Source organism: Blautia hominis, from assembly GCA_002270465.1.
In the GTDB taxonomy this organism is placed as follows: Bacteria; Bacillota; Clostridia; order Lachnospirales; family Lachnospiraceae; genus Blautia; species Blautia hominis.
Genome location: NQOF01000001.1, coordinates 992,390 through 1,010,114, shown reverse-complemented (window position 1 = coordinate 1,010,114; position 17,725 = coordinate 992,390). Strand labels below are relative to the sequence as shown.

The 17,725-nt window shown below is 46.1% G+C and carries 14 protein-coding genes; all 14 read left to right on the top strand.

Annotated features, from left to right (window positions below; all coding sequences use genetic code 11):
* Positions 1-189: 189 nt before the first annotated feature.
* The 14 genes from CI595_RS04585 to CI595_RS04520 all read left to right on the top strand — a co-directional run bounded on the left by CI595_RS04585 (position 190) and on the right by CI595_RS04520 (position 17,716).
* Entirely contained in the window at positions 190-1,716 is a 1,527-nt protein-coding gene (locus CI595_RS04585; RefSeq protein ID WP_095172106.1) for a YifB family Mg chelatase-like AAA ATPase, read from the top strand.
* A gap of 5 nt (positions 1,717-1,721) precedes the next feature.
* The gene (gene dprA / locus CI595_RS04580) at positions 1,722-2,600 is read left to right on the top strand and encodes a DNA-processing protein DprA (protein ID WP_095172105.1); all 879 of its coding nucleotides are present in this window, start codon (positions 1,722-1,724) and stop codon (positions 2,598-2,600) included.
* A 1-nt stretch (position 2,601) separates the two neighbouring features.
* Entirely contained in the window at positions 2,602-4,692 is a 2,091-nt protein-coding gene (gene topA, locus CI595_RS04575; protein ID WP_095172104.1) for a type I DNA topoisomerase, read from the top strand.
* A gap of 624 nt (positions 4,693-5,316) precedes the next feature.
* On the top strand, positions 5,317-6,108 hold the full coding sequence (gene codY, locus CI595_RS04570; RefSeq protein WP_018596076.1) for a GTP-sensing pleiotropic transcriptional regulator CodY: 792 nt from the start codon (positions 5,317-5,319) through the stop codon (positions 6,106-6,108).
* 394 nt (positions 6,109-6,502) lie between these two features.
* Positions 6,503-6,787: a co-chaperone GroES gene (locus tag CI595_RS04565; RefSeq protein ID WP_065543099.1), complete on the top strand. Its 285-nt coding sequence runs from the start codon at positions 6,503-6,505 to the stop codon at positions 6,785-6,787.
* 70 nt (positions 6,788-6,857) lie between these two features.
* Positions 6,858-8,483, top strand: a complete 1,626-nt coding sequence (gene groL / locus CI595_RS04560; RefSeq protein WP_095172103.1) for a chaperonin GroEL — start codon at positions 6,858-6,860, stop codon at positions 8,481-8,483.
* A gap of 102 nt (positions 8,484-8,585) precedes the next feature.
* Complete coding sequence (locus tag CI595_RS04555) at positions 8,586-9,089, top strand: DUF6106 family protein (protein WP_095172102.1); 504 nt, start codon at positions 8,586-8,588, stop codon at positions 9,087-9,089.
* A 58-nt stretch (positions 9,090-9,147) separates the two neighbouring features.
* Positions 9,148-10,602, top strand: coding sequence for an IMP dehydrogenase (guaB, locus tag CI595_RS04550; protein WP_095172101.1), 1,455 nt, complete (start codon positions 9,148-9,150; stop codon positions 10,600-10,602).
* Between the two features lie 250 nt (positions 10,603-10,852).
* Positions 10,853-11,596 (top strand): peptidoglycan recognition protein family protein, encoded by a 744-nt coding sequence (locus CI595_RS04545; protein ID WP_095172100.1) that lies wholly within the window; start codon positions 10,853-10,855, stop codon positions 11,594-11,596.
* A 36-nt stretch (positions 11,597-11,632) separates the two neighbouring features.
* Positions 11,633-13,477: a sensor histidine kinase gene (locus tag CI595_RS04540; protein ID WP_095172099.1), complete on the top strand. Its 1,845-nt coding sequence runs from the start codon at positions 11,633-11,635 to the stop codon at positions 13,475-13,477.
* A complete protein-coding gene (locus CI595_RS04535) occupies positions 13,474-14,211 on the top strand; it encodes a response regulator transcription factor (protein ID WP_162291806.1) in 738 nt (245 codons plus the stop codon). The genes CI595_RS04540 and CI595_RS04535 overlap by 4 nt, the downstream gene beginning before the upstream one ends.
* A gap of 214 nt (positions 14,212-14,425) precedes the next feature.
* Positions 14,426-15,817, top strand: a complete 1,392-nt coding sequence (locus tag CI595_RS04530; protein ID WP_095172097.1) for an ABC transporter substrate-binding protein — start codon at positions 14,426-14,428, stop codon at positions 15,815-15,817.
* 149 nt (positions 15,818-15,966) lie between these two features.
* Positions 15,967-16,860, top strand: a complete 894-nt coding sequence (locus tag CI595_RS04525; RefSeq protein ID WP_095172096.1) for a carbohydrate ABC transporter permease — start codon at positions 15,967-15,969, stop codon at positions 16,858-16,860.
* Between the two features lies 1 nt (position 16,861).
* A complete protein-coding gene (locus tag CI595_RS04520; RefSeq protein ID WP_095172095.1) occupies positions 16,862-17,716 on the top strand; it encodes a carbohydrate ABC transporter permease in 855 nt (284 codons plus the stop codon).
* Positions 17,717-17,725: the final 9 nt, after the last annotated feature.

Below are 17,725 nucleotides of genomic sequence, written 5' to 3'. Positions count from 1 at the left end.
TTCCTCTCTTCTTTTCGTTGCACAGGAAGAAAAAATGTGATACAGTAAGGATAAGTCAGAAAGCGGGTTCCCGCATTTCTTTCCAGGTGATTCCACCGTTATTTCAAAACTTATATTTTAAAATTGAAAATGTTTATACCCGCACCGAAAGGGGTATTTCTGCCTGCTGCGGGGGAAAGGAGTATCTGTATGTTCAGCAGTGTGATGTCGGCAGCGATCTGCGGGGTGGACTGCGTCCCGGTACGGGTGGAGGCGGATGTGAGCAGCGGCCTGCCTGTATTTAACATGGTGGGGTATCTGTCCTCCCAGGTAAAGGAGGCTCAGGAACGGGTAAGGACAGCGATCAGGAATACAAAGATCAGCCTGCCGCCCAAAAGGATCACGGTGAATCTGGCGCCAGCGGATGTGAGGAAGGAGGGGAACCGGTTTGACCTGCCTATTGCGGCAGCACTTCTGGCAGCTTTTGGCTTCATAGAGAAGGAGAAACTGAAAGGGGTCATGCTGGCCGGTGAACTAAGTCTGGACGGCAGGGTGAACCGGGTAAGAGGAATCCTTCCTCTGGCGGAGACGGCGGCACAAAAGGGATGCTGGCTCTGCATTGTGCCCAAAAGTAACTGCAGGGAGGCGCTGGCAACAGGAAAGATAAGGGTTCTGGGGGTGGAATCCCTGCAGGATCTTCTGGACGCGTCAGGAAAAGAGCGGTGGGGTGTCAGGGAACAGATGCCCTATGGGAACCAGGAGTTGTCCGAACCTGTTTACAATGTGGATTTTGGAGAAATACAGGGACAGGAAACCGTGAAACGCGCGGCATTGATCGCGGCAGCCGGGTTTCACAATTTACTTCTGACCGGTCCCCAGGGGGCGGGCAAGACTATGATCGCCCGCAGGATCCCCACCATTATGCCAAAGCTTTCCAGGGAGGAGAGTCTGGAAGTTTCCAGAATCTACAGTGTTGCAGGGCTTTTGTCGGAAGACCAGCCCTTTATGTCCGCAAGGCCTTTTCGTTCCCCTCATCATACCATTACTCCCCAGGCGCTGGCCGGAGGCGGCAGGATCCCAAGGCCGGGGGAAATCACACTCTCCCACAGAGGGGTTCTTTTTCTGGATGAAATTCCCGAGTTTTCCCACAATTCTATTGAAATATTGAGACAGCCTTTGGAGGAGCATAAGGTGATGATCGCCAGAACCGGAGGCTCTTATGAGTTTCCGGCGCACTGTATGCTGGTGGCTGCCATGAACCACTGTCCCTGCGGCAGGTACCCGGATCTGAAGCGGTGTACCTGTACGGACAGGGATATCAGCAGGTATGCGGGGAGATTAAGCGGCCCCATACTGGACAGAATCGACCTCTGCGCAGAAGCGGCCTGTATGACTTACCGGGAGATTTCCGGCGGGAACATTGGCCGGAGTTCGGCAGAGCTTATGAAAGAGGTAGAAAAAGCGTTTTTGGCACAGCAAGACCGGTATCAGGGGCTGGGTATCTGCTATAATTCGGAACTTTCCGGGAAACAGGTGGAAAAATACTGCAGTGTCAGCCGGGAAGGCCGGCGTCTTTTGGAAAAAGCTTACGAAATGATGAATTTAAGTGCCAGGGCCTATCATAAGATTTTAAAGACAGCACGTACCATTGCAGACCTGGACGGTGAGGAAGAGATCAAGGAGGCACAGATCAGTGAGGCAGTCTGCTACAGGGGCCTGGAGAAAAGGAAGGTATAAAGTACATGGAAAAAGAGAAAATCTTCTGCTGTCCGAAAACGGGCAGGGCATATCCGGAGAAGCTCAGATATTTTGAGGACATGCCGGAATATTTATATGTGAAGGGAAAGCTTCCTGACAGCCAAAAAAAGAGTGTGGCGATCGTGGGAGCCAGGCGGTGCAGCAGTTACGGCAGTTCCCAGGCATATTATTTTGCAAAAGAGCTGTCACGGTACGGGATCCAGATCATAAGCGGTATGGCCAGGGGTGTGGACGGCTGGGCACACAGAGGTGCTCTGGACGGGGGCGGGGAAACATTCGCGGTTCTGGGAAGCGGGGTGGATATCTGTTATCCCAGGCAGAACATGGATATATATAGAAGGATTCCGATTCAGGGAGGCATACTTTCAGAGTATGAACCCCAGACGCCGGCCCTTCCCTATCATTTCCCCAGAAGGAACCGGATCATCAGCGCGCTGGCGGATCTGGTGCTGGTCATAGAAGCGGGAAGGAAAAGCGGTTCCCTGATCACTGTGAACTTTGCACTGGAGCAGGGGCGCAGCGTCTATGCCCTTCCCGGGCGCCTGGGAGATGCCCTCAGTGAGGGATGCAACAACCTGATCTTTGAAGGTGCAGGCATTGCAAATTCCGTAGATATTATTCTAAATGAACTTCAGATCTCAGATAAATTAAAAGCAGATTTGGAAGCAAAATCAAACTTTAGGCTTGCAAGCCGGGAAGAAATGGTGTATAGTTGTCTGGATTTGAGGCCAAAATATCTGGAAGAGATTTTCCTTCAGGTAGAACTAAATCCTGGGGAAATTCAGGAAATATTATTGAAACTGGAATTGAAGGGGCTTGTAGCAGAGCCAGTCAAAAATTATTATGCCAGAACGGGAGGTTGAGATGGCGAAATATTTAGTGATTGTGGAATCACCGGCGAAAGTGAAGACAATCAAGAAATTTCTCGGTTCAAATTATGAGGTCATGGCGTCCAACGGACATGTGCGGGATCTTCCCAAAAGCCAGCTTGGAATCGACGTGGAGAATGATTACGAACCTAAATATATAACGATCAGAGGAAAGGGGGATATCCTGGCGGGACTTCGCAAGGCGGCTAAAAAGGCGGACAAGGTATATCTGGCAACTGACCCTGACCGTGAAGGGGAAGCCATTTCCTGGCATCTGTCCAAAGCGCTGAAACTGGACGAGAAGAAAATGCGCAGAATCACATTCAATGAGATAACCAAGACTGCAGTAAAAGCTTCTATTAAAGAGGCCCGCGATATTGATATGAACCTGGTGGATGCACAGCAGACCAGAAGAATGCTGGACCGTATGGTTGGTTACAGGATCAGTCCCGTACTCTGGGCAAAAGTAAAAAGAGGCTTAAGTGCAGGCCGTGTACAGTCCGTGGCCCTGCGCATCATCGGTGACCGGGAGGATGAGATCAATGCATTTATTCCGGAGGAATACTGGACACTGGACGCAGAATTTGCCGTAAAAGGGGAAAAGAAACCGCTGATCGCCAAATTCTATGGAAATAAAAGCAAAAAAATGAGCATCGGTTCCAGGGAAGAGCTGGACAAGATACTGGAAGGACTTGAGGGCGTCAGCTATGAGGTGGCTGAGGTAAAGAAGAGCGAACGGAGCAAAAAACCGCCTCTTCCATTTACGACCAGTACCTTACAGCAGGAAGCGTCCAAGGTGCTGAATTTTTCCACACAGAAGACTATGCGCCTGGCGCAGCAGCTCTATGAAGGCATTGACATTAAGGGGAACGGTACCGTGGGTGTTATCACCTATCTGCGTACAGACTCCACCAGAATCTCTGAGGAGGCTGAATCAGCCGCCCATGAGTACATTACTTCCCAGTACGGGCCGGATTACACACTGACCCAGGAGAAGAAGGATGACAAAAAGAAAAAAATCCAGGATGCCCATGAAGCCATCCGTCCCACAGATATTACAAGGACGCCGGCTTCCCTGAAGGAATCCTTGAGCAGGGACCAGTTCAGGCTGTATCAGCTGATCTGGAAACGGTTCACAGCCAGCAGAATGCAGAATGCCAAATACGAGACTACGTCTGTGAAGATCAAGGGCGGGGAGTATTATTTTACGATGGCTGCCTCCAAGTTGAAATTTGACGGTTTTATGGCTGTCTATGTGCAGGAGGATGAGGAAAAGACAGAGAACGCTTTTCTGGCTAAGGGATTGGATGAGAGCACAGAGCTTTCTTTCCAGGGCTTCCATGAACAGCAGCATTTTACACAGCCGCCGGCACATTATACGGAGGCTGCCCTTGTAAAAGCGCTGGAGGAGCTGGGGATCGGACGCCCAAGTACCTATGCGCCCACCATCACCACCATTATTGCCAGGCGTTATGTGGCAAAGGAAAATAAAAATCTGTATATGACGGAGCTGGGCGAAGTCGTTAACAATATTATGAAGAAATCTTTCCCCAGTATTGTGGATGTGTATTTTACTGCCACCATGGAGGAGCTGCTGGACAGTGTAGGGGAAGGGATCGTGCAGTGGAAGACTGTGATACGGAATTTCTATCCTGACCTTGAGGAGGCAGTGCAGACGGCTGAGAAGGAACTGGAGGAAGTCAAGATAGAGGATGAGGTGACAGATGTGATCTGTGATCTGTGCGGGCGGAATATGGTGATCAAATATGGCCCTCACGGGAAATTCCTGGCGTGTCCCGGATTTCCGGACTGCAGGAATACAAAGCCTTATCTGGAGAAGATTGGAGTTCCCTGCCCTGTTTGCGGGAAGGATGTGGTACTCCGTAGGAGTAAGAAAGGGCGCCGGTATTATGGGTGCGAGAATAATCCGGAATGCGAGTTTATGTCATGGCAGAAGCCTTCTAAGGAGAAGTGCCCGAATTGCGGAGGGTATATGCTGGAGAAGGGGAATAAGATTGTGTGTGCGGATGAGCATTGTGGGTTTGTGATGGTGCGTAAGAAAGAGGAGGTGCAGCAGGAGGCTTAGCAGTTAGAGGCTGAGTGTTGTCGAATGAGGTATGTGGCTGGGCGGGTGGTTGTTTAAGGCGGACGATACCTGCCGCACAAAGTCCCTGGAGGCCAGTCGGCAGATGGGGATGGACTAATGGAAAAAAGCGGGAAGAATGGGTGAACCGGATAGAACCGCAGACAAAACTGATGTTTTGTCTGCTCAACTATCCTTAGAATTTGCTTTTGTGAAGCAAATTCTATCACCCATTCTTCCCGCTTTTTCCCATAAGTCCATCCAGCCATCTGCCTCCAATGCCCTCCAGGGACTTTGTGCGGCAGGTATCTGGTAGTGGGAAAAACCTGCGGACGTAGAGTAGTGGGAAAAGGTCTGCTGAGGGGGAAGTGGTGGGATAAGGTGGTGTGTGTTTGGTGGGGGAAGAGTTGGAGAAAAGGGGAAAGTATCTGACAGGCGGGGAAAGAAAGGGAAGTCGGGGAAATTTCAATTGTTTTGAAAGTTAAGTTTGTGGGAAAGAGATAAATAGACAGAAAATAAAAAAATCATGCATTGATTTCAGAATAATTGTGTGTTAAAATAAAAAAGGATATAGAGAATAGAAATTAGCGGTTATATTCTGTAGGAATAGAGTGAAAGGAGGTCGCTATGAGCGTACAGTTATTGGATAAAACCAGAAAGATTAACAAACTGCTTCATAACAACAATTCTTCTAAGGTGCTGTTCAACGATATTTGTGAGGTGATGGTGGAGACTTTAGACTCCAATATCCTGGTTATCAGCCGGAAAGGAAAGGTGCTTGGTGTGGGTACCTGTCCGGGTGTGGAGGAGATTACGGAATTGATTGACAGTGAAGTGGGCGGTTATATTGATAAACTGCTCAATGAGCGTCTGCTTGGCGTGCTGTCGACAAAGGAGAATGTGAATCTTCAGACATTAGGATTTGAAGGAGAGAACATCAGTAAGTATATGGCAATTATCAGTCCGATCGATATTGCAGGTGAGAGGCTGGGTACCCTTTTTATGTACAGAGATCAGAAGGGGTATGATATCGAGGACATTATTGTGAGCGAGTATGGCACAACCGTTGTGGGTCTGGAGATGATGCGCTCTGTACATGAGGAGAATGCAGAGGAGAACCGGAAGATTCAGGTAGTGAAATCTGCATTCAATACGCTTTCTTTCTCAGAATTGGAAGCGATCATCCATATTTTTGATGAACTGGATGGGGACGAGGGGATTTTGGTGGCAAGTAAGATCGCCGACAGAGTGGGGATCACCCGTTCTGTGATCGTCAATGCACTGAGGAAGTTTGAGAGTGCAGGAGTGATTGAATCCAGGTCTTCAGGCATGAAGGGAACCTATATCAAAGTGCTCAATGAAGTGATCTTTGATGAACTGGAAGAGATCAAAAAGCGCAAGCTGGTAAAAAAGCAGTAATTAAACAGTGATTTAGGGCAAGAAAACCGGAGGTTATTCATATAGTAGGAAATAACCTCCGGTTTTCTTTGGGTTTTTATATTTTTCGGGGAAAGACTGTATGCAGAGGGCGGGTTTTGGCTAAACTTTTGCTATGGATCATCCCATTGGAAGGGGATTTCATGCGGAAATATAAAGATTCTAAAATAAATATAAAATTCAATGAAAATTAAAAAGATGAGAAAACAAGAGAATAATCGAGCAAAAATAAGAAATAATTAGTATTGACTTGATTATTCGCAGATGAAAGAAGTTGCAGAAATGCGCCGGATTCACTAATATATGACTAACGGTTAGCACTCGAATCAAATGAGTGCTAATAACAAGCAGAGAATTTTAAAAGGAGGCAATAGATATGAAATTAGTACCATTAGGAGACAGAGTTGTATTAAAACAGTTGGTTGCAGAAGAGACCACAAAATCCGGGATCGTGTTACCGGGCCAGGCACAGGAAAAACCGCAGCAGGCAGAAGTGGTAGCAGTAGGACCGGGCGGAGTGATCGACGGCAAAGAAGTTAAAATGGAAGTAGCTGCAGGCGATCAGGTGATCTACTCTAAATATGCCGGTACAGAAGTGAAGCTGGACGATGAAGAGTTCATCATCGTAAAACAGGGCGACATCCTTGCCGTTGTAAAATAACAGGCAGCAGGGGAAGAATAAAACCAGAAAACAGAAATAGACATTTTTTAATTTCAGGAGGAATCGAATCATGGCAAAAGAAATCAAATACGGTGCAGAAGCAAGAGCTGCCCTTGAAAGTGGTGTAAACCAGTTAGCTGACACTGTTCGTGTAACTTTAGGACCGAAAGGAAGAAACGTTGTTCTGGATAAATCTTTCGGCGCTCCGCTTATCACAAACGATGGTGTGACTATCGCAAAAGAGATCGAGCTGGCAGACGGATTTGAAAATCAGGGCGCACAGCTGATCAAAGAAGTTGCATCCAAGACAAACGACGTAGCTGGTGATGGTACTACAACAGCAACCGTTCTGGCACAGGCAATGGTAAATGAAGGTATGAAGAACCTGGCAGCAGGAGCTAATCCTATCATCCTGAGAAAAGGTATGAAAAAAGCAACAGAAGTTGCAGTTGATGCCATTCAGCAGATGAGCGGTAAGATTGAAAGAAAAGACCAGATCGCACGAGTAGCAGCTATCTCCGCAGGTGATGATGAAGTGGGAGAAATGGTTGCAGATGCTATGGATAAAGTAAGCAACGACGGTGTTATCACCATCGAAGAGTCCAAAACCATGAAGACAGAGCTGGACCTGGTAGAAGGTATGCAGTTTGACAGAGGATATATCTCCGCATACATGGCTACAGATATGGACAAAATGGAAGCAGTTCTGGACGATCCATATATCCTGATCACAGACAAGAAAATCTCCAACATCCAGGATTTACTGCCTGTATTAGAGCAGATCGTTAAATCCGGTGCCAAACTGCTGATCATCGCAGAGGACATTGAGGGCGAAGCTCTGACAACTCTGATTGTAAATAAATTAAGAGGAACCTTCTCCGTAGCTGCTGTAAAAGCTCCGGGATATGGTGACAGAAGAAAAGAAATGCTGCAGGATATCGCAATCCTGACAAATGGTACAGTTATCTCCGACGAACTGGGTCTGGAATTAAAAGACGTGACCATGGAGCAGTTGGGTCGTGCAAAATCTGTAAAAGTGCAGAAAGAAAACACCGTTATCGTTGACGGCGAAGGAAACAAAGCTGATATTGATGCAAGAATCGCTCAGATCAAACATCAGATCACTGAGACAACATCTGAATTCGATAAAGAAAAATTACAGGAAAGACTTGCAAAACTGGCTGGCGGCGTTGCAGTTATCCGTGTAGGTGCTGCTACTGAGACTGAGATGAAAGAAGCAAAACTGCGTATGGAAGACGCTCTGAACGCTACAAGAGCAGCGGTTGAGGAAGGTATCATCGCAGGCGGCGGATCTGCTTATATCCATGCATCCAAAGAAGTTGAGAAACTTATCGCCGGACTGGATGGAGACGAGAAGACAGGCGCAAGAGTAGTTCTGAAAGCTCTGGAATCTCCTCTGTATCACATTGCAGCAAATGCAGGACTGGAAGGTTCTGTGATCATCAACAAAGTAAAAGAAGCTGAGACAGGTGTAGGCTTTGACGCATTGAACGAGAAATACGTGGATATGGTAAAAGAAGGCATCCTGGATCCTACAAAAGTTACAAGAAGTGCACTGCAGAACGCAACAAGTGTTGCAGGTACTCTGCTGACAACTGAAGCTGTTGTTTCCAACATCAAAGAAGAAACACCGGCTATGCCGGCAGGCGGTGCTCCTGGAATGGGAATGATGTAATATATAATAGAAAATTCACATTTCTTATGCCGGTGTCATATGGACACCGGCATTTCTTTGTGATAGACTTATAAGCAAAAGCTGATACCTAAGGAGGAAAACATGAACGACGCGTACTCAGAACTGCTCGTGAAAAAAGAGCAGACCATAAAGGAGAAAGCAATCAAGGTACTGGTTATCGCATTGATCGTACTGGCAGCAGTTGTCGGTATTTTATTTACGCCCATTGCCCTGGTTGTAGCTGTAGTGCTGGGAGTGGCTGCGTATTTTCTGCTGCCGAACCTGGACCTGGAATTTGAATATCTCTATGTGAACGGAGAGCTGGACATTGACAGGATCGCTTCCAGAGCAAAAAGGAAGAGGATCAAGAGCCTTGATCTTTCAAAAATGGAACTTATGGCTCCCGTGCAGTCACATCGCCTGGACTACCAGAACCACAATAAAAATATTAAAGTTTACGATTTTTCATCCGGAAATCCATCCCATAAGATTTATGCAATGATCATCCCTGACGACAAAGAAGTCTGTAAAGTGCTGATCGAGCCGGACATGGAACTGATCAAAAATATTGAAAAAAGCTGTCCGAGAAAAGTTTTTACGGATTGACAGGTTTGTCGTAATTTGTTATATTATTTTACTATAAACAAACGAAGGGAGAACGAAAATGGGTAAGATTATTGGTGAAGGCATTACTTTCGACGATGTGCTGCTGGTTCCGGCATATTCTGAAGTGATCCCCAATCAAGTTGATTTGTCGACTAATCTGACAAAAAAAGTGAAGTTAAACATTCCGATGATGAGTGCAGGGATGGATACCGTTACCGAATACCGTATGGCGATCGCCATGGCGAGACAGGGAGGTATCGGTATCATCCATAAAAATATGTCTGTGGAAGCACAGGCGGACGAGGTGGACAAGGTAAAGCGTTCCGAGAACGGTGTTATCACAGATCCCTTCTACCTTTCACCTGAGCATACCCTGGAGGATGCCAACAATTTAATGTCGAAATTCCGTATTTCCGGTGTTCCGATCACAGAAGGCAGGAAGCTGGTGGGAATCATCACCAACCGCGACCTGAAATTTGAAGAGGACTTCAGCAAGCAGATCAAAGAAAGCATGACATCAGAGAATCTGGTCACAGCCAGAGAAGGTGTAACTTTAGAGGAAGCGAAAAAGATCCTCGCAAAATCAAGAAAAGAAAAACTTCCGATTGTCGATGAAAACTTCAACTTAAAAGGTCTTATTACCATTAAAGATATAGAGAAACAGATTAAATATCCGTTATCCGCAAAGGACGAGCAGGGAAGACTGCTGTGCGGTGCCGCAGTAGGCATCACAGCCAATGTTATGGCCCGTGTGGACGCATTAGTGGAGGCACAGGTTGATGTCATTGTTGTGGATTCTGCACACGGACATTCTGCCAACATTCTCAAAGCTGTCAGAGAGATCAAAGCAAAACATCCGAATCTGCAGGTAGTTGCAGGCAATGTGGCAACCGGAGCAGCAACAAAAGCCCTGATCGAGGCCGGTGTGGATGCTGTGAAGGTTGGTATCGGTCCCGGTTCCATCTGTACCACACGTGTGGTTGCAGGTATCGGCGTACCGCAGATCACGGCTATTATGGAGTGCTATGCTGTAGCAAAAGAGGCGGGCATTCCGATTATCGCAGACGGCGGTATCAAATATTCAGGAGATATGACAAAAGCCATTGCAGCAGGGGCCAATGTCTGCATGATGGGCAGTATCTTCGCAGGATGTGACGAAAGCCCCGGAGACTTTGAGTTATACCAGGGAAGAAAATACAAAGTTTACCGCGGTATGGGCTCCATCGCCGCAATGGAGAACGGCAGCAAGGACCGCTACTTCCAGCAGGATGCTAAGAAACTGGTTCCGGAAGGCGTAGAAGGACGAGTTGCTTATAAAGGCCATGTGGAGGATACAGTCTTCCAGTTAGTGGGTGGTCTCCGTTCCGGTATGGGTTACTGCGGAGCAAAAGATATTGAGACTCTGAAACAGACAGGACAGTTTGTGAAGATCACAGCTGCGTCTCTGAAAGAATCTCATCCGCACGACATTCACATTACAAAAGAAGCACCGAATTACAGTGTAGACGAATAATAGGAAGCACGGGCAGTGTGTATCTCCTATTGATACAAGAACAGAGGCTGTTGCTAAAGTGGCAACAGCCTTTTGCCTTTTGCAGGGGAAGTCAGCCGTGAAGAGAAACGTACACCCCGCTGTATAGTGGGGAGAAACAGTTGCGGGAAAGGTACATAGATAGTGGGGAGAAACAGTTGCGGGAAAAGTACATAGATAGTGGGGACAAACAGTTGCGGGAAAAGTACATAGATAATGGGGAGAAACGCTTATGGGACAAAGGAGAGGTCATAGCAGGAGAGATTACAGAAGGGTAAACAGAAGGAAACAGAGAAACAGAAGGCTTATGCTTTTTGGCCTGGTTCTTCTGGGGATTATTTTTGCAGCAGGGGTCATAAAAATCGTGACAGGGAAGGTAGAGGATGCCAGGCTGGATAAACTGGAGGCACAGGTTACGCAGGAGAACGGCAGTTTTATAGGGGCGCCGCCTTTTGAGGTCAATCTGCTGGATGTGAATGAATACTCAAGGCCCGGTATCCCCCTGAAGAAGATAAAGGGTATCGTGGTGCATTATACGGCCAATCCGGGAAGTACGGCAGCGGAAAACAGAAACTATTTTGAAGGACTGAAAGACAGCCATGAGACAAAAGTAAGCAGCCACTTTGTCATAGGCATTGAGGGGGAGATCGTCCAGTGTATCCCCAGCTCAGAGATTGCCTATGCATCCAACTCACGCAATGATGATACGCTGTCCATTGAGTGCTGTCACAAGGACGAGACCGGTGAATTTACGGAGGCAACATATGATTCTCTGGTCAAACTGGTGGGATGGCTCTGCTACCGTTTCGGCCTGGAGAGCAGTGATGTTATCCGCCATTATGATGTGACAGAGAAAATCTGCCCCAAATACTTTGTAGACCATCCGGATGCCTGGGAACAGTTCAAAAAGGATGTGGACGGGCAGATCCTGGTGGTGGCAGAGGAAGTGAAGGCGGCAGACAGTAAGACAGAGTAAGCGGTATGGACGCCGCCAAGAAGGAAGAGGGGTCCCATGCATTTATACAGAAAGATAAAAACATATTTTGAAGAGCATATCGTATCTTCATTTGTTCTTGTATTTTCACTGGCGGTCCTGGTAATGGCCCTTGTATTTCAGGGATATCTGAAAAATGAATACCTGAATTACCTGGTGGATCAGAGCTTTGAAACAGAAAATGCGGTGTTGGTATCCGTTCAGAAAAATGTGAATTACTCCATTAAAGAACATATAAATTTCGGCAGTGAGATGGTGGTATCCTCAGATATCTATAACCGGGTGCAGTCCTTTTATGACAGCAACGGATATAATGCGTTATATAACACTTTGTCAGATTATGATTATATAAAAAATACGGTGGCGGTAGCCATTGTAGGTGAAGATGGCCTGATGTGCCAGTACGACAGGTATAAGCGCTCAGATGGGGCCATGTGGGACAGTGACAATGATAAGTATCTGCGTGAAATGTATCAGGAAGTCATGAATAATACAAATAATTATTACATCCCTCTGTACATGGCATCCACAGAGCCGGGAGTGCATCCCCAGGATTCTGACCTGAAGCTTTTTCACGTGGCTTATCCCCTGATTGGCAACAGGACCGGTCTGAAAAAGGTGAAGTATGTCCTGATCGTCAGCTATAATATGGATGTTTTCAAAGAATTTCTGAACACAGTGGAGATACCGAAAGTGAAATATGCCCAGGGATACATTGCAGACGAGAATGGACAGATCTTGTATCATAATATGGACAAATATATCGGCACCTCAGAAGATGACCTGGTGCGGGATGATGATATACAGGTCATCAGCCGCCAGCTGGGCTATTTCGGATGGACCATGAACATTCTGATGGATGAACGGAAAATGCAGGAACATGTGGACCAGATCTATAACAGGGGTGTGATCATCTATATTTTGATTCTGGCTGCCTACATATTTCTGACGGTTTTCTTTATGCGCTATCTGCTAAAGCCGGTCACAAAGATTTCAGAGTCCATTAAAACTGTAAAAAAGGGAAATTTTCACAGTAAGATATCCATAGAAGGAAAACATGAGATCTGGCAGCTGGCAGACGAGTACAACCGAATGATAGAAGCTCTGGAAGAAAAGAACATAGCTATGAGAAGGCAGCATGAGGAGACGCTTGCTTCCATCGAACGGCAGCACCAGGCCGAGCGGGAGGCATTGGAATCCCAGATAAATGCCCATTTTATATGCAATACTCTGGGCACTATTAATTATGAAGCCATAGAAGCGGGAAACAGGCAGGTATCTGTCCTCATCAAGAAGCTGTCTAATATCCTCCGCTATACCTTTGACCAGAAATGCCAGGATGTGTACCTGTACCAGGAGATTGCCTGGATCGACCAGTACCTCTACCTGCAGAAGACAAGATTTGAGAATGTATTTGAATATTCTATTGATTTTGAGGAGGAATATGGTTATTGGCCGTGCTGCAAGCTTATGTTCCAGCCTTTTGTAGAAAACTCTATCCTTCATGGGTTTGAGGGAAGGCATGAGGGAGGAATGGTCAAAATTACCGTGTCGGAGGAAAAAGGCCGTTTGAGGATAGAGATAAAGGACAATGGAAGCGGAATTGATGCAGATACGGAAAAAGTCATAAAGAATATCCTGGAGTCAAAAGGAAAGGCGCCTGTACTGCAGCGTCAAAAGGTAGGCATCGGAATTTTGAATGTTGTTACAAGAATGCGTATGTATTATGGAGAAAACCTGGATATTCAGATGCACACATGTCCGGAATCCGGAACCTCCTTTACATTCTGGATTCCCATCCCGGAATCAGAGCTGAAAAAGCAGAGCGAAAGTGAGATATGCCAGGAGGAGGAATTGATGTGAGAATACTTATTGCGGAAGATGAGAAGAGGGCAAGCAGAGGCCTTAGAAATCTGATCATGATGGTGTCAGATAAGCACGAAATAGTCGGTGAGGCTGCAGACGGGAAAGAAGCATTTGAACTTATGAAGATTCTGGAGCCTGATGTGGTCTTTACTGATATTAAAATGCCTTATATGGATGGAATATCGCTGATCAGGGCTGCCAGAGCCCAGGATATGAAGATAAAATTTGTTATTATCAGTGCGTATGAGGAGTTTGAACTTGCCAGGCAGGCAATCTCTCTGGGGGTTACGGATTATCTGGTCAAACCCCTGGTACCTGAAGATATAGAGGACGTGATCCACAGGCTGGAAGAATGCAGCAGCGTTACCTGGGATAAGGAGAACAGGGATTTAAAAAGCAGATACCCCAACGCGCACCCGCTGATCTTAAAGGCAATGCATATTATAGAATGTTCCTATGCCTCTAAGATCTCTCAGAAAGACCTGGCTGCAGACCTGGGAGTCAGTGCGGAATATTTCAGTTATCTGTTCAGCCGGGACGTGGGGGAGAATTTTTCCAGATTTCTCAGAAGGTACCGCATCGAGAAAGCCCAGGAGCTGCTGCTGGAAGGGGAAATTTCAAAGGACGAAGTGCTGTATAGTGTAGGATTTTCAGACCCAAAGTATTTCAACAAATGTTTTAAGGAAGAGACTGGAGTCAATGTGACGGAGTTTATAAAAGCGAGACGATAATGTCTCGCTTTTTTGTGTGTAAAATGCTGTTATTATATGAATATGATGTACAAAATATACAAGGGAAAATAATAAATATTAATTTTTTACTCCGATATTAAAAAAATACCCTAAAAAATTAATCCCCATATTAAAAGCGTCGGTTTTTGAAATATGATATAAACGCTATAATAATGACATCCTAAGAAACGAAAAAACAAAAGGAGGAAACAAAATGAAGAGGAAAGTTGTTAAGACATTGGCGTTGACCATGACATCTGCAATGGTGCTGACCATGACCGCAGGCTGCGGCAGTTCCGGAGGCGGTGACACGAAAACCGACAGTGCGGATACCGGGGCAGAGGATACCACGGACGATGCGGATACCGGGGCGGCGGAGACGGAAACAGGAACAGAAGCCACCGCAGCAGACATAGGTGAACCGAATGGCGGAAAAGAAGTTACCCTCTGGCATTATTTTGAGCACGAGGCTGACGCCTTAAACGCAGTTGTAAAGAAATACAACGAGGAGCAGAGTGACATCTACATTGTACCTACTTTTGTATCACGTGACGAATTGATGAAACAGTATACTATCGGTGCTGTATCAGGAGAGCTGCCCGATATCGGAATGGTGGATTCACCGGATATGGCTTCCTACATTTCTCTGGGTGTGTTTGCAGATATCTCGGAGTATCTGGAAGGATGGTCTGATCTGGACCAGTTCTATGAAGGACCTCTGAGCAGTTGTATGGATGCGGACGGAAAATATTACGGACTGCCCAATAACTCAAACTGTCTGGCACTGCTGTGCAACATGGATCTTCTGAAAGCCGCAGGCATTGAAAATCCGCCCACAACATGGGATGAGTTCAAAGAAGCTTGTGAAAAGACCACAGACGAGGCAAACGGAGTTTACGGATTTGCTATGTCAGCCATCGCAAACGAAGAGGGAACATTCCAGTTCATACCGTGGCTGTATGGCGCAGGCGCAGACATCACAGATGTCTCCAGCGACAAGGCAGTAAATGCCCTGACATTTTTAAGTGACCTGGTAAAAGACGGGTATATGAGTAAAGAAGCTGTAAACTGGGGACAGGGCGATGCTTATAATGCCTGGATCGCAGGCAAAGCAGCCATGCTGGAATCCGGTACATGGCAGATCGCTACCTTAGATACAGATAATAAAGAGGATGTGACATGGGAATACAAGTATGCTCCGATGCCAAAAGGTGAGGAGCAGGCTACAGTTATCGGCGGTGAGAACTTCGGCGTATGCAGCGGTTCCGAGAATGTGGAGGAATGTGCTGAATTCCTGAAATATATGCAGTCCGCACAGAACACTGCAGACTGGTGTGAGATCGCAGGCAAATTACCAGTTCGTGCAGACGCAGTTGAGCTGAAAGATTTCTGGACAGCAGATGAAAGATACAAAGTATTCAACGATTCCATGGAATTTGCAGTGGCAAGGGGACCTCACGAGTCATGGCCTACAATTTCCGAAGCACTGTACAAAGCGGAGCAGGCAGCTTTACTGGGTGACAAAGACCCGGCAGAAGCACTGAAAGAGGCGCAGGCAACGATTTCACCTATTTTGGAAGAAACACCTATTGCTGTACAGAAGTAAAACAGAATAAGCTGTAACCGCTCAGATGTCCGAAGGGTTACAACAAGTCTGGATGCTGACTGTAAGACAAGGTTTAAGGTGTATCACAGCGATACATCTTAAACCTTTTTAAAAGAAATTGATAGGAATTTGGAAGAGGGGTGAAATCCATGAAAATGTCCATGGCGGCGAAAAAGAGAAGAGAAGGTTATACCTTTATCCTTCCGGGATTCATTTATATGCTGGTTGTTCTGGGATATCCGCTTGTTTATAACTTTGTACTCAGTTTTAGGAACGTAAATGTGAAAACCTTCAAAGGCGGAACGGATGTCTTTGTCGGCCTGTCTAACTACATAGAATTATTTCACAATGAAACATTTTTGATGGTATTCAAAAATACTTTTATCTTTACCATCGGATGTTTGGTTGTCCAGTTTACGATCGGATTTATTTTTGCACTGTTTTTCTCAAAGAAATTTACACTTGCCGGCCCGATCCGTGGTATGATCTTGGTGGGATATATGATGCCAATGTCCGTTACGGCTTTGCTGGGCAAGAATATGTTCGATGTATCCAGCGGTGTGATCAATGATCTGTTGATGAAGATAGGGCTGATCAATGCTCCGGTGGAATGGCTTCTCAATGGAAGTACGGCTATGATCGCTATCATTGCAGTCAACTGCTGGGTTGGTATTCCGTTTAATATGCTGCTTCTGACCTCGGGTCTTACAGGAATTTCAACGGAGATTTATGAGAGTGCGGAGGTTGACGGTGCAAACCCGATCCAGAGATTTCTTTATATCACGCTTCCGCTTATGAAACCGGCAATTTTATCTGTGCTTATGTTAGGTTTTATTTATACATTTAAAGCATTCGATCTGATGTTTGTCATGACAAGCGGCGGACCTTTGAACTCGACGGATGTTCTCGGTACTTATGCTTATACGTTGTCCTTCAAACAGTATGAATTTTCCTTAGGTTCCACAGCAGCGATCATTTTATTCGCATGTCTGTTCATTGTCGGACTATTCTACTTGCGGCTCATATCAAAGGAGGATGATTAGAATGGCAGGAAAAGTAAAAATAACAAGTTCCAAAGAGAAAAGAAAAAATATTATCAACTGTGTTATTGCGGTTATCGTTGCCATTCTGTTCCTGTTTCCAATCTACTGGATCCTGGCAATGTCGTTTAAATCAGACGCGGAATCTTTTGGCAAGCTGGTGACATATTATCCGCACACCTTCACATTAGAGCCATGGATCAAAAACTTCCAGGATGCAGAGTTTTTGTCATCCCTGAAGAACAGTATCTGTATTGCATTTTTATCCATGGTGATCTCGCTGGTATTTGGTATTCCGGCAGCTTACGGTATGGGGCGTTATAAAGTACCGGGCAGAAAAGTATTCCTGCTCACTTTCCTTGTAACACAGATGCTTCCCGCATCCCTTATGCTGACACCTATGTACTTGATCTTCAACAAACTGCATTTATTAGGAACCTACTTAGGCCCATCCCTGGCAATCGCTTCCGGATCGGTACCGTTTATTGTTGTAACCCTGAGGCCATATTTCAAGAGTGTGCCCACGTCCCTGGATGATGCTGCCAGGATTGACGGCTGTGGTGTGTTCCGGTCCTTCTTCAAGATCATGATCCCGGCGATCAAGACGGGTGTTATCACGGTTGTGGTCATATCCTTCCTGGGCGGCTGGAATGACCTGGCATACTCCATGACATTTAACGTGAAACCGGATATGCGTCCATTGACTGCCAACATCTATAAATTCCAGAGTAAATACGGCACAAAATGGAACTGTATCATGGCATATGGAGCGATTTTAGTACTGCCGGTCATCCTGTTGTTTGTCTTCCTGCAGAAATACATTGTAGGCGGCCTGACGGCAGGTGCGGTGAAAGAATAAAAAGCAGCA

Excerpts from the sequence above, each read along its gene's own strand:
- CI595_RS04585 (WP_095172106.1), top strand. The coding sequence starts at position 190 with ATGTTCAGCAGTGTGATGTCGGCAGCGATCTGCGGGGTGGACTGCGTC.
- dprA (WP_095172105.1), top strand. The coding sequence starts at position 1,722 with ATGGAAAAAGAGAAAATCTTCTGCTGTCCGAAAACGGGCAGGGCATAT.
- topA (WP_095172104.1), top strand. The coding sequence starts at position 2,602 with ATGGCGAAATATTTAGTGATTGTGGAATCACCGGCGAAAGTGAAGACA.
- codY (WP_018596076.1), top strand. The coding sequence starts at position 5,317 with ATGAGCGTACAGTTATTGGATAAAACCAGAAAGATTAACAAACTGCTT.
- CI595_RS04565 (WP_065543099.1), top strand. The coding sequence starts at position 6,503 with ATGAAATTAGTACCATTAGGAGACAGAGTTGTATTAAAACAGTTGGTT.
- groL (WP_095172103.1), top strand. The coding sequence starts at position 6,858 with ATGGCAAAAGAAATCAAATACGGTGCAGAAGCAAGAGCTGCCCTTGAA.
- CI595_RS04555 (WP_095172102.1), top strand. The coding sequence starts at position 8,586 with ATGAACGACGCGTACTCAGAACTGCTCGTGAAAAAAGAGCAGACCATA.
- guaB (WP_095172101.1), top strand. The coding sequence starts at position 9,148 with ATGGGTAAGATTATTGGTGAAGGCATTACTTTCGACGATGTGCTGCTG.
- CI595_RS04545 (WP_095172100.1), top strand. The coding sequence starts at position 10,853 with ATGGGACAAAGGAGAGGTCATAGCAGGAGAGATTACAGAAGGGTAAAC.
- CI595_RS04540 (WP_095172099.1), top strand. The coding sequence starts at position 11,633 with ATGCATTTATACAGAAAGATAAAAACATATTTTGAAGAGCATATCGTA.
- CI595_RS04530 (WP_095172097.1), top strand. The coding sequence starts at position 14,426 with ATGAAGAGGAAAGTTGTTAAGACATTGGCGTTGACCATGACATCTGCA.
- CI595_RS04525 (WP_095172096.1), top strand. The coding sequence starts at position 15,967 with ATGAAAATGTCCATGGCGGCGAAAAAGAGAAGAGAAGGTTATACCTTT.
- CI595_RS04520 (WP_095172095.1), top strand. The coding sequence starts at position 16,862 with ATGGCAGGAAAAGTAAAAATAACAAGTTCCAAAGAGAAAAGAAAAAAT.